A 12430-nucleotide genomic window follows, 5' to 3' on the forward strand; every position below is an offset into this window, starting at 1 on the left:
GGCGCCCGCGACAAATGGCCACTCCGCCGCGGCTGCGGGCTTTTCGGCTGTGACCTTGCGGACATCGATTGGTGGCGCCCCCGTGCCTTTGAGATGATGGGCCCATGGCTCCCGGCATTCAGATCACGCAGCAAATCCGTTTTGGCGACATCGACTCCTACAACCATGTCAACAACGTGGTGTTCCTGCAGTACCTCGAGGATGCCCGCGTCCAGCTGACCTACGCCGAACTGCCTGGCGGCGGCAACTTCCAGGACCTCGTGGGAACGGAGCTGTTCACGCTCGTGGGCCGGAACGAGATCGAGTACCTGGCGCCCATCAGCTTCCGCCCCACCCCTGTTTTCGTCAACATCTGGGTCACCAACGTGGGCGGCTCCAGCTTCGACTTTGGTTACACCGTCACCGAGGCCGACACCTCCGTCATTTACGCGCAGGCCGCCACCTCCATGGTCCTGGTCTCACGCACCACGGGACGCCCCGTCCGGCTGACCCCCGCACAGCGCGGGGCGCTCGAGGCCTGGCGCGGGGAGCCTGTTCCGTTCAAGCGCGGGCCCGCCCGCACCGCCACCACCCAAGGAGCCCGCTGATGTCCACCGCCACGCACACCGAAGAACTGGTCCTGGATGATGCAGGCACTGTTGCCGACCTGCGCACCTTTGTGAGCCGTGCCCGCACCGCGGACGACGGCGCCATTCGCCTTCAGGGGGCCGGTCACGTCCTCGCGGCGTATGTATGCGTCATGCGCGGGAAGCTTTTGGGCGAAGGCACCCCCACGGTCCTGGGGCTGCGCACCATGGCGCTCGGGACGCCGTCGGACATTGACGTGACGGTCTCACTGTCGTCGGTGGCGGACCGCCTGGCGCGCATGGGCGGCGACGACCTCCGGCTGCCGATCCCGCCCGTGGCGGTGCACGAATCGTGGGCCGGCATCGGTGCCCCGCGGGGTGCGTGGGCGGAGCTTGGAACCATGGACACGGACGCGCTCATTGACGTCGCGAAGACCGGCGTGCAGGAGATCGGGCAGATCATTCCGGTCAACCCCGGGGCCCTGCTGGTCAACAACATCCGCGCTTCCGTCTGGGGCCGGCCCATTGACGGTGCCCCGGGCGCGCTGCCCGGCGGTGCGGCATTCGCCGGCTATGCGCTGGGCTTCCTGGTGCCGGGGGAGACGGCCTCGGTGTTCAGCTCCCACAACTGGCTGCGCCTGAGCACGGCGCGCGGCCACATCCTCGTCAAGCCCCAGTCGCTGCTCTAGCGGGGCCCGCCAAAAAACACGCTTTCCAAGAAAATGAAGCCGGTCCCGCCAAATGATCCCGATATCTCGGGCTCAGTTGGCGGGACCGGCTTCATTGTGCAGGATGGGGTTTGTGCCGGGTGGAGACGGAAGCCGCCCCTCCGGCGTCGAACGCTAAAGCGCCTGGGACGGATCCGACGGCGCGTTGACCAGCGAGTGGGCGGCGCGCTCCATGTAGTCCCACAGGGTGGCGTCGTGCATGGGGGAGAGCTCGGCGGCGTCAATGCCCTTGCGCATGGCGGCGAGCCAACGGTCGCGGGCTTCCGGGGTGACGGCGAACGGCACGTGCCGCATGCGTAGGCGCGGGTGGCCGCGTTCCTCCAGGTACGTGCGCGGCCCGCCCCAGTACTGTTCCGTGAACATCAGCATGCGGTGTTCGGCCGGGCCCAGGTCCTCCTCCGCGTACATGGCGCGCAGCAGCGGATCGGCGGCAATGCCCTGGTAGAACACGTGGATGATCTTCGCGAAGACTTCGTGCCCGCCAACCTGGCCGTAGAACGTATCCGAGTAGTCCACCTCGTCATCCGGCTTCGGCCCCGACGTGGACGGCTGCGGACGCCCAACACTCACGGGGATCGGCTGGAGCGTGGCCAGCGGCTCGCCAAAGCGCGACGGAATCGGCACGCCCCCGTCCGCCCCGCCCTCCGCGGCATCGTTGGCCGCCGGACCGTTGGCGAAGGGGGACGTCGGGTTGTACTGGGAACTCATGGTGTATCGGGTGCTTTCTAGTGTTGGGATTCAAGAGTGGGGCGCCGGTGCACGGGGATTCAGCCCGCCGGGGGTTCCGCGCGCTGCGTGTCTGTGCGGGCCTGTTCGCCCGCCTGGCCGTTGGTGTCCGACGCCGGCCCGGCAGCCACGGCAGGTGCGGCACCGCCCGCGGCGGTCCCGGCAGCGGCAGGCGCGGCCCCGCCGTCGGGCAGCTCTTCCGCAGGCGGCTGGTAGTGGCCCTTGGACCGGTTGCCCAGGCGCAGGATCTCGCCGTTGCGCAGGTACCAGAGCGTGCCGTCCTCGCCCATGACCCGGGTGATGCGAAGGCCCACATACTCCACGCTGCCGACGACTTCGCTGGTTTGGATGACGTCGCCGATTCCGTATTGGTCCTCGAGGGTGATGCAGATGCCCGCCAGGAAGTCTCGGATGAGCTGTTGGCAGCCGAAACCAATGGCGATGCCGAGCACGCCGACGCTGGCGATGAGCGGGGCCACGTTGATGTTGAACGCCATGAGGACGTAAAAGCCGGTCACGGTCGCCACCACGGCGGTGAGCACCGAGTTCAGCAGCGAGCCGACCGTGCGGGCGCGCTGGACGCGGCGTTCCTGGTCGAGGGCCCGGACCACGGGGTCGATGTTGCGCAGCATGGGGGCCGCCCAGCGCAGGGAACGGCGTTCCAGGACGGGGCTGTCGGCCTGGACGCGCTTGACGACGATGCGGATGGCGTAGTGCAGGACCAGCCAGACGGCCAGCCCCACCGCCAGCACAATGCCGGCGTTGATCAAATCTTCCACAAAGGTGTTCTCGAGGGCGGTGGTGATGTCGGTTTGTGGCACTGGAGCTCTAACCCTGGTCCCTTCTCGGTGGCGCGGGTGCTGACCTCTAGCCTAACGCGGGCGGGGCCGGGAGTTGTTCCCCGAGGCGCGCCGTCCTGCCTCCGGAACGCCTGGGCACCACCGAAACTCAATTGCTGCGGCGCGTAGGATGTTGCGCATGCCGCCATCGAGACTGATTCCCATGAAGCCGAGGGACCCGCACGAGCCCGGCCGGGTGTCCAGTTCCCTGGAGCTGTTCTTTGACCTGGTGTTTGCGGTGGCGGTTGCCGTTGCATCAGCCCAGCTGCATGATTCCTTCGCCGAGGGGCGCATCTGGGAAGGGCTGGTGTCCTACGCCGTCGTGTTCTTCGGCGTGTGGTGGGCGTGGATGAACTTCACCTGGTTCGCCACCTCCTTCGCGGCCGAGGACTGGCTGTACAAGCTGCTCACCATCCTCCAGATGGCCGGGGTGCTGGTGCTGACGGCAGGCATCCCGCCCGTCTTTGCCGGCAGCAACTTCACCGTGCTGGTGCTCGGCTATGTTGTCATGCGCGTGGCCATGGTGGCGCAGTGGCTTCGGGCCGCCCGGCGGGCTGGAGGCCGCCGCCGCACCACATTGCGCTACGCCACCGGGATTGCGGTGGTCCAGGTGCTGTGGCTGCTGTGGCTCCTGCTGGAAGGGCCGGCAGCCGCGGCGGCACTTGTCCTGCTCATTGCCGCTGAGCTGGCCATTCCCGTGGTGGCCGAGCGCACCGGCAACACGCCCTGGCACCCGCACCACATCACGGAACGGTATGGGCTGTTTACGCTGATCCTGCTGGGCGGCAGCCTGCTCGGCTCCAGCAACGCCATTATCGCGGCCCTGTCCGACGTCGAGGCGCTGGCCCGCTGGTGGTGATTGCCGCTGCCGCATTTGTTTCGACGGCGGCGCTGTGGTGGATCTACTTTTGGCCCCCGCATCACGAAGCGATCCGGAGCTTTGGCAGTTCGCTGCGGTACGGGTACGTCCACTATTTTGTGTTTGCCGCCGCCGGTGCACTGTCGGCGGGAATCGAGGTGGAGATCGATGTGCTGACCGGCCGGGCCGTGCTGGACGGCACCGGCGCTTCCTTCACGGTGGCCATTCCCGTGGCCGTTTTTGTGCTGGGCATTTGGTGGATCGCGGTCAAGGACAATGCCGGCCGGCTCGTCAATACGGTGGTTCCGCTCGGTGCGCTGGTGGTCCTGCTGGACCCGGTGATTCCCAACCCGTACAACCTCATCGCCACGGCCGGGGTGCTGGTGCTCATGGTGGTGGTGCTGGAGCTGCGGCCGCCGGTGGAGCGCCGCACGCCCCTGCGCCGCAAGGTGTCAGGGAACCCCGCCGAGCCACACGGCCGGCCAAATGGCCGGCCGGCCAAAGGCTAGTCAACAGTGGGCGTGAGCAGCCCCGGCTCGTGGTGGACGGGGAAGTTCACGCTGCGGGCGATGAAGCACTTCGATGCGGCCTCGGCATGCAGCGACAGCGCCAGTTCCTCCATGGCGGGGTCGGCCAGATAAACCTTGGGGTGCAGCGTGGCGGATTCAAACTGGCCCGAACCATCGGGGTTCAAGATCAGGGTCCCGGCGGCCGAGTCCTCATACTTGGTCACCACCACGCCGTGGTTGACGGCGACGTGGAGGTAGGAGAGCATGTGGCACTGCGCCAGCGCCGTCAGCAGCAGCTGCTCCGGGTTCCAGCGTTCCCGGTCGCCGTGGAACGTCCTGTCGGCCGAGCCCAGCAGCTCCGGCAGGCCCTCAGCCGTGACGGTGTGGTCGCGGCTGTAGGCCCGGTATCCGGACGTCCCCGTGCCCAGGTTGCCCGTCCAGTTGACGTTGATTTCGTAGTGGTGTTCGTTTAGCGCCATACTCCAGCGTATAGCGGCGGGCCCAGCGGTGAGGACTGCAACGCGGCACGGCCGTTGGGATACCCGGCGGCCGTGGAACGGAACGCCAGCGTGGGCGCCACTTGTTTCTGCGGCGGCGGCGCCGGGCAGCCGCCGCAGAAACGGCAATCAGGCGTCCGCGGCCTGGGCCTTGAGCGCGCGCACCACGGTGTCGCGGCTCTCCACGAGCAGGCGGCGCAGGGCCGGAACGTCCTCGCCGAGGTCCGCCAGGAACGCATCCGTGGCGTCCAGCGTGGACTGCTTCACCAGCTGCACCGGGTACAGTCCCGTGATGATGGTCGACGCCGTCTCGTACGACTTGCTCTCCCACACCTGCCGGATCGCGCCAAAGTACTTCGCCACGTACGGCTCAAGCAGCGCCGTGTCCCACACCTTCGTGAAGCCGTCAATGGCTGCGCGCTGCACGGCGTTGGCGCCTTCCCCGAGTTCGACGACGGACGCCCAGGTCCCAGCCTTGCCTTCCGCCGTGGGGATGGCTGCGTGGGCGGTGGCTGCCGCGAGCTGGCCGTTCTGGGTATTGTCCAAGGCCAGTGCGGCATCGATCACGGACGCCCCGGCGCGGCCGCCGGCGGCGAGGGAGATGATGAACTCCCAGCGCATGTCGGTGTCCAGGGCCAGCCCGTCCAGGGTGGTTTCCCCGTCCAGGACGGACTGCACCAGGTCCAGCTGGGCATCAGTCTGGGCGTGCGCAGCGAACGCCTTCACGAACTGCAGCTGGGCGTCGGAGCCGGCGCCGGCACCCTTGGCCAGCTCCCACAGGGAATCCGCGGCGGCCACGGCCGTGGCCTTCTGATGCTCCGGGGCCACGTAGTACGCCAGGGCGGTGGCCAGCTGGCGCAGCAGCACCATGATGACTGTTGAGTCGCTCTCATAGCCAATGGTTGCCAGCACAAAGTCCACGTACTCGCGGGCGGGGGTTTCGCCGTCGCGCGCGGCATCCCAGGCGGAGGCCGAGACAAGGGTCCGGGGGAGGGATTCCTTGAAGTCCTTCAGGTGCGCCTTAGCCGTGGCCAGGGACTGGGCGTCGAGGCGGATTTTGGCGTAGGCGAGGTCATCGTCGTTGAGCAGGACGAGGGCGGGGCGCTGCAGGCCCACCAGCTCCGGGACCTCGGTCACGGCACCGTCAACGTCCAGCTCCACGCGGTGGGTGCGGACGAGCTTTCCAGCATCTTCGCCCCCGGCGGCCATGTTGTAGAAGCCCACGGCGGCGCGGTGGGGGCGCAGCACCGGGTGCTCGGCCACGGCGGACTGAAGGATCGAGAACGAGGTGATCACGCCGTCGCCGTCCACCGAAATCTCGGGGGTGAACTTGTTGACCCCCGCCGTCTCCAGCCACTGCTCAGTCCAGGCTGTGAGGTCTCGGCCGCTGGCGGCCTCAAGCTCCACCATCAAGTCGGGCAGTTCCGTGTTGCCCCAGGCGTGCTTGGCGAAATAGGCGCGCACGCCGGCCATGAACTGTTCCTGGCCCACCCAGGCCACGAGCTGGCGCAGCACGGAGGCGCCCTTGGCGTAGGTGATGCCGTCAAAGTTGACCAGCACATCCTCGAGGTCGTTGATCTCGGCCTTGATGGGGTGGGTGGAGGGCAGCTGGTCCTGGCGGTAGGCCCAGCTCTTCTCCAGCGAGGAGAAGGTGGTCCAGGAGTCCACGTACTTCGTGTTCTGCGCGGCCGCCAGGGTGGACATGAATTCCGCGAAGGATTCGTTGAGCCAGAGGTCGTTCCACCAGCGCATGGTCACCAGGTCGCCGAACCACATGTGGGCCAGCTCGTGCAGGATGGTGATGGCGCGGCGTTCCACCATGGCGTCGGTGACCTTGGACCGGAAAACGTAGCTTTCCAGGAACGTCACGGCGCCCGCGTTTTCCATGGCACCGGCGTTGAACTCGGGCACGAAGAGCTGGTCGTACTTGGGGAACGGGTACGGGGTGCCGAACTGCTCCTCGAAGAACTCGAAGCCCTGGCGGGTCAGCTCAAATACGTTCTCCGCGTCGAGGAACTCCATGAGCGACTTCCGGGCAAACACGCCCAGCGGAATGGTGCGGCCGTCCGAGCTGGTCAGCTCGGAGCGCACGCACTCGTAGGGGCCGGCGATGAGCGCGGTGATGTAGCTGGACATCTTCAGGGTGGGTTCAAAGTGCCACACCGCCTTGCCCTCGCCGGCAGCCTCGGGGGCCGGGGTGGGGGAGTTGGAGATGACGTCCCAGTGGACCGGGGCCAGGACATGGAAGGTGAACGTTGCCTTCTGGTCGGGCTGCTCGAACACGGCAAACATGCGGCGGGAATCCGGCACCTCGAACTGGCTGTACAGGTAGACCTCGCCGTCCACGGGATCCACAAAGCGGTGCAGGCCCTCGCCCGTGTTCATGTAGAGCGCGTCGGCGTGCACGGTCAGCACGTTTTCGGCGGCGAGGTTCGGCAGCTGGATGCGGACGCCGTCGGACACTTCTGCCGGATCGAGGTCCGTGCCGTTCAGGGTCACCCGGTGCACCTTGTGTGTCACGGCGTCAATGAACGACGACGAGCCCTCCTTTGCGGTGAAGCTCACCGTGGTGGTTGAGGAGAAGGTTGTGTCCGAGGTGGTCAGGTCAAGGGCCACGTCATAGTGGCTGACGGTGAGGGTGGATGTGCGCTCGATGGCTTCGGCGCGGGTGAGATTCATGCCAGGCAAGGGGTACCTACGATTCCGTGGTGGGATGGGGTCGCGGCGGGCGCGACGGCCGGTGTTGCAAACATCATACTTTTAGTTCCGCCGTGCCCCTGCGAATAGGGACGGCGTTTGCGCAGATGGGACGGCGGCAGGCCACCGTCCCATGTGTGCAAACAGCGTCCCTTTTGGCGGGGCGGCTGTTTAGGCGTCTGCGGTGCGGGCCCGCAGGGCGCGAACCACGCCGTCGCGGTTTTCCAGGATCAGGCGGCGCAGGGCGGGGTGGTCTGCGCCGAGCCGGGCCAGGAAGGTATCTGCCGCGTCAATCGTGGACTGGGCCACGATGTGTGAGGGAAACAGGCCAACGATGACCTTGGAGCTGGTCTCGTAGCCCTTTTCCTCCCAGAGTTCCTGAATGGCGCCAAAATAGGTGGCCACGTACGGCTCCAGCAAGGAGGTGTTCCAGACCCGGTTGAAGCCGGTGATGGCGGCGCGGGCGGCTGCATTGGCCAGGTCCCCGCGCACCACCACGGATTCCCACGTGGCAGCCTTGGCATCCGCCGTCGGGATGGCGGCCTTCGCTTCGGTGGCCAATAGTGTGCCGTTCTGGGTGCTGTCCCTCTCCAGTTCGGCATCGACGGCGGAGGCGTCGATGGCGCCTCCGGCGGCCAGCGAGACCAGCAGGTCCCAGCGCAGGTCCTGGTTGATGGCCAGCCCGTCCAGGGTGCGGGACCCGTCCAGCAGGGCCGCCGCCGTGGCCAGCTGTCCGGGCGACTGGGCAAACGTGGCGAAGGCCTTCAGGAACTGCAGCTGGGCGTCGGAACCGGCCCCGGCAGCGGACGCCAGTTCCCACAGGCGGTCCGCAGTGGCAACGCCTGCGGCAGCCTTGGCGTCCGCGGCGACATAGAACTGGATGGTCGTGGCGAGCTGGCGCAGCAGGCCGGAAATGACGCTCGATTCACTCTCAGTGGCAACGTTGTTCAGGACCAGGTCCACGAAGCCGCGGGCGGGGGTTTCGCCGTCGCGCATGGCATCCCAGGCGGCCGAGGCGACGAGGGTGCGCGGCAGCGAATCCTTGATGTCCTTCAGGTGTGCCGTTGCCGTGGCGAGCGAGTGGGCGTCTAGGCGGATTTTGGCGTAGGCGAGGTCGTCGTCGTTGAGCAGGATGAGTGCGGGTCGCTGCAGTCCCACCAGCTCCGGGACCTCGGTCACGGCACCGTCAACGTCCAGCTCGATGCGGTGGGTGCGGACCAGTTTGCCCGCGTCTTCGCCCCCGGCGGCCAGGTTGTAGAAGCCCACGGCGGCGCGGTGGGGTCGCAGCACAGGGTGCTCGGCCACGGCGGTCTGGAGGATCGAGAACGAGGTGATGGCGCCGTCGTCATCCACCTCAACAGCGGGCGTGAAGGTGTTCACGCCGGCCGTCTCCAACCACTTTTCCGTCCAGGCGGTGAGGTCTCGGCCGCTGGCGGCCTCAAGCTCCACCATCAAGTCGGGCAGCTCGGTGTTGCCCCAGGCGTGCTTGGCAAAGTAGCTGCGGATGCCCGCCATGAACTCCTCCTGGCCCACCCAGGCCACGAGCTGGCGCAGCACGGAGGCGCCCTTGCCGTAGGTGATGGCGTCGAAGTTGACCAGCACGTCCTCAAGGTCTGTGATGTTGGCCGTGACGGGGTGCGTGGACGGAAGCTGGTCGGCCCGGTAGGCGTTGACCTTCTGGCCCAGGGCAAAGGAGGTCCAGCTGCCGGTGTAGCGCGTGTTTTCCACCGCGGCCAGGGCTGACATGAAGGTGGCGAAGGATTCATTGAGCCAGAGGTCGTTCCACCAGCGCATCGTGACGAGGTCGCCGAACCACATGTGGGCCAGCTCGTGCAGCACCGTCATGGCGCGGGCTTCCACCATGGAGGCGGTGGGTTTGGTGCGGAACACGTAGCTTTCCAAGAATGTCACGGCGCCGGCGTTTTCCATGGCGCCGGCGTTGAATTCGGGCACGAAGAGCTGGTCGTACTTGGGGAACGGGTAGGGCACGCCAAACTGCGCCTCGTAGAACTCGAAGCCCTGGCGGGTGACCTCGAAGACGTCCTCAGCGTTCATGAACTCCATGAGCGACTTCCGCGCAAACACGCCCAGCGGGATGGTGCGGCCGTCCGAGCTGGTCAGCTCGCTGCGCACGCTCGCGTAGGGGCCGGCGATGAGCGCGGTGATGTAGCTGGACATTCTCAGCGTGGGTTCAAAGTGCCAGGTGGCGGTTCCGTCAGCGGCGGCTTCCGGGGCGGGAGTGGGGGAATTGGAGATGACGTCCCAGTGGGCGGGTGCGGTCACGTGGAAGGTGAAGGTGGCCTTCTGGTCCGGTTGCTCGAACACGGCAAACATGCGGCGCGAATCCGGAACCTCAAACTGCGTGTACAGGTACACCTCCCCGTCCACGGGGTCAACGAAGCGGTGCAGGCCCTCGCCCGTGTTCATGAAGTACGAGTCGGCCTCGACCCGCAGCTCGTTCTCGGCGGCGAGGTCCGGCAGCTGGATGCGGACGCCGTCGGACACCGCGGCAGGGTCAAGTTCCACGCCGTTGAGCGTCACCCGGTGCACCTTGTGTGTCACGGCGTCAATGAACGACGACGAACCCTCCCTTGCGCTGAAGGTCACCGTGGTGGTGCTTGAGAAGGTCTTCTCGGAGGTGGTCAGGTCCAGGGCCACGTCATAGTGGCTGACGGTGAGTGTTGCGGAGCGCTCGACGGCTTCGGCGCGGGTCAGGTTCAATCCAGGCAAGATCAGGTCTTTCACTAGGCGGGTGCGCAGCCACGTTGGTGCGTACCGGTGGGGAAAAGTGGTGCGCGGGACCCGTTGCAGGTCCGGCGCCGTTCCTACGTTACGCCGCGGCCCGGACCGGGGGAACTTGCCCCGCGGTGGGAACTGCGAAAGGGTTGAAAAAAGTAAACGGATGAATGGTTGCGGGGAATTTTATGGTGGACCAGGTGCGCGGAACTGCTGCGGAGAAGGCCTACAACAAGTGGTGGCTGGCCGGGATGCTGGGCGGGCTGCTCCTGCTGAGCCTGTTCGCCTCGGCCTGGATGTTTGCGGTGGCGGACCGCCTGCCGGAGCCGCTGGCCGTCCACTGGAACTCCAAAAATGAAGTGGACAATTGGGCCTCCCTGTGGAGTATCGCCGCCACCAACGTCCCGCTGTCCCTGGGCGCCGGCGGCCTCCTGGTGGTCCTGGCCGTGGTGTCGCGGGGCCAGAGTACGCTGATTGCCCGGATCGGCGCGGGGTTTGGTGTGGCCTTTGGGGCGGCCATGTCAGCGCTGATGGTTGCCGTCGTGGCCGGCCAGGTTGACCTTGCAGACACCTCCCAGGCGGAGATCTCCGGACCCGTGATCGCCGCAGGACTGGGTGTGGCGGCCGTACTGGCCGCCCTGGTGATGTGGCTGTACCGGCCCGGCGACATTGACCGGACCCCCGATCCGGCGGTGCTCGCTGCCAATGAGGCCGCCGGCGCTCCGGTGCTCGCCGCAGCTGCCGCTGCCAAGGCGGCCAACGGGGAAAGCCTGCGGATCAAGGTGACCATGGGCGGCTGGTCCTGGGCATTCGCCCTGGGCCTTGCAGCTGTGGTGGGTGTGAGCATGTACTTCATTTTCCCGCTGCTTGGCCTGCTGGCGGGACTGGCGGTTGGTGCCATCACTTGGGTCTTTTGCAGCGGCACCGTTGAGATTGGCCCCGGGGGCCACAAGGTGCTGGCGGGAGGATTCTGGCGGCTCATGCCGCTGGAGTGGAAGGAGGTCCGTGCGGCCTCCGTGGAGGACATCAAGGCCATGGACTATGGCGGCTGGGGATACCGCATGACCGGAGGCTCGGTGGGCTTCGTCATGGGAGGCGGCGCCGCCCTGGTCATGGAGGCGGGGTTCCACCAGAAGTTTGTGGTGTCCATGCCGGATCCGGACACCGCCGCAGAAGCTGCCGCCCTCGTCAACGCCTATATCCGTGCAGGGAAGGTGGAAAATTAACACCATGGCACCCGATGGAAGCCACGACACCGGCACCGAACGTCACATTGACGCCCGGGCGCTGCGCTTTGCCCTGATTTTCCCCGCCCTGCTCGCCGTTGCCCTGGTGGCCGGCGGGCTGCTCGTGGGCAGCCGGCTTCCGCACGGCGTCCTGCTTCCATGGGGCGGTGGGGCGCTGGCGCTGCCATCCTTCCTGGCCGTGGGTGCCGGCACAATCATTGTGCTCGGCGCAGGGATCGGGTGCTTTGGTGCCAGGACCACGCTCCCGCGCACGCTGCGCCGTGTGCTGCTGGGCGTGGCCATGGCCCTGCAGCTTGCGGCCTGCACACTTTTTGCCGCGGCACTTCTGGGCCAGGCCGGCCAGGGCGAACTGCCGGCCGTGCGGGTTGACGGCTACGTCATGCTCATGGGCTCCGGACTCGCCGGTGCCATGGGCATAGTGCTGGCGCTGACGTTCAAGCCCGACGAGCAATGGACCTCCTCCGACGATGCCGCCCTGGCCCGGATGCTGGAGGAGGAGGCGGACCCCGCAGCCGCCAATGACCAGCTGGCTTACTTCGTGCGGCCCCGCGGCTCGGTCATCATGATGCTGCTGCTGGCCGCCGTGCTGCCGGGGTCCCTGCTGGCCCTGCTCTCGCCGTGGATCCTGCTGGGGCTGGTCGTCGCCGCCCTGGCTGCCATCGCCCTCCTCTCGGCCACCGTGCAGGTGGACCGCCGCCAGCTCACGGTAAAGATCCTGGGCCTCATCCCGGCGCTCGTTGTCCCCTGCCAGGAAGTGGCCGCCGCCGTGTCCCTGGACATCGCCGCCGGGGACTACGGCGGGGTCGGCCTGCGCAGGCACAGCGGAAACGCAAGCTTCCTCGCCCGCTCAGGAGCCGCCGTCGTGCTTCGCCTGGAGGACGGCGGCAAGGCCGTGGTGGGTGCGCCCGACCTTGACCTGGCCGACGAATTGTCGCAAATCCTCAACCGCAGGGCCGGCAAAACGCCGCAGCAGCGCTGACGCGGGCGCCGGCGCCCGCCGCGGTGGGTAGGCTTGACGCAGCACAA

At 67.2% G+C, this 12430-nt stretch carries 11 protein-coding genes; 6 read left to right on the forward strand and 5 right to left on the reverse strand.

Annotated elements, in window-relative coordinates:
• Nucleotides 1-104: 104 nt before the first annotated feature.
• Nucleotides 105-587 (forward strand): acyl-CoA thioesterase, encoded by a 483-nt coding sequence (locus JOF48_RS15390; protein ID WP_209682026.1) that lies wholly within the window; start codon nt 105-107, stop codon nt 585-587.
• A complete protein-coding gene (locus JOF48_RS15395; protein ID WP_209682028.1) occupies nt 587-1255 on the forward strand; it encodes a DUF8185 domain-containing protein in 669 nt (222 codons plus the stop codon). Before JOF48_RS15390 ends, JOF48_RS15395 begins: the two co-directional genes overlap by 1 nt.
• Nucleotides 1256-1408: 153 nt before the next feature.
• On the opposite strand, the gene JOF48_RS15400 is transcribed toward JOF48_RS15395, so the two are convergent.
• Both JOF48_RS15400 and JOF48_RS15405 read right to left on the reverse strand, forming a co-directional pair.
• A complete protein-coding gene (locus JOF48_RS15400) occupies nt 1409-1864 on the reverse strand; it encodes a globin (RefSeq protein ID WP_342591340.1) in 456 nt (151 codons plus the stop codon).
• 197 nt (nt 1865-2061) lie between these two features.
• On the reverse strand, nt 2062-2826 hold the full coding sequence (locus JOF48_RS15405) for a mechanosensitive ion channel family protein (RefSeq protein WP_425353741.1): 765 nt from the start codon (nt 2824-2826) through the stop codon (nt 2062-2064).
• A 196-nt stretch (nt 2827-3022) separates the two neighbouring features.
• Between JOF48_RS15405 and JOF48_RS20075 the strand changes: the two genes are divergently transcribed.
• Complete coding sequence (locus JOF48_RS20075) at nt 3023-3718, forward strand: low temperature requirement protein A (protein WP_342591266.1); 696 nt, start codon at nt 3023-3025, stop codon at nt 3716-3718.
• Complete coding sequence (locus tag JOF48_RS20080; protein WP_342591267.1) at nt 3712-4227, forward strand: low temperature requirement protein A; 516 nt, start codon at nt 3712-3714, stop codon at nt 4225-4227. Before JOF48_RS20075 ends, JOF48_RS20080 begins: the two co-directional genes overlap by 7 nt.
• Here the strand turns inward: JOF48_RS20080 and JOF48_RS15415 are convergent.
• The 3 genes from JOF48_RS15415 to pepN (JOF48_RS15425) form a co-directional block, all read right to left on the reverse strand.
• On the reverse strand, nt 4224-4706 hold the full coding sequence (locus tag JOF48_RS15415) for an OsmC family protein (RefSeq protein ID WP_209682032.1): 483 nt from the start codon (nt 4704-4706) through the stop codon (nt 4224-4226). The two genes, JOF48_RS20080 and JOF48_RS15415, sit on opposite strands and share 4 nt — an antisense overlap.
• A 147-nt stretch (nt 4707-4853) precedes the next feature.
• Nucleotides 4854-7403: an aminopeptidase N gene (gene pepN, locus JOF48_RS15420; protein ID WP_209682034.1), complete on the reverse strand. Its 2550-nt coding sequence runs from the start codon at nt 7401-7403 to the stop codon at nt 4854-4856.
• Nucleotides 7404-7592: 189 nt separating this feature from the next.
• A complete protein-coding gene (gene pepN, locus JOF48_RS15425) occupies nt 7593-10151 on the reverse strand; it encodes an aminopeptidase N (RefSeq protein WP_209682036.1) in 2559 nt (852 codons plus the stop codon).
• A gap of 206 nt (nt 10152-10357) precedes the next feature.
• On the opposite strand from pepN (JOF48_RS15425), the gene JOF48_RS15430 reads away from it, so the two are divergent.
• A complete protein-coding gene (locus tag JOF48_RS15430) occupies nt 10358-11383 on the forward strand; it encodes a DUF1648 domain-containing protein (RefSeq protein ID WP_209682038.1) in 1026 nt (341 codons plus the stop codon).
• Between the two features lie 4 nt (nt 11384-11387).
• Nucleotides 11388-12383 carry a hypothetical protein gene (locus JOF48_RS15435; protein WP_209682040.1) on the forward strand — a complete coding sequence of 332 codons (996 nt, stop codon included), beginning with the start codon at nt 11388-11390 and terminating at the stop codon, nt 12381-12383.
• Nucleotides 12384-12430: the final 47 nt, after the last annotated feature.

The sequence above is a fragment of the Arthrobacter stackebrandtii genome (genome assembly GCF_017876675.1).
In the GTDB taxonomy this organism is placed as follows: Bacteria; Actinomycetota; Actinomycetes; order Actinomycetales; family Micrococcaceae; genus Specibacter; species Specibacter stackebrandtii.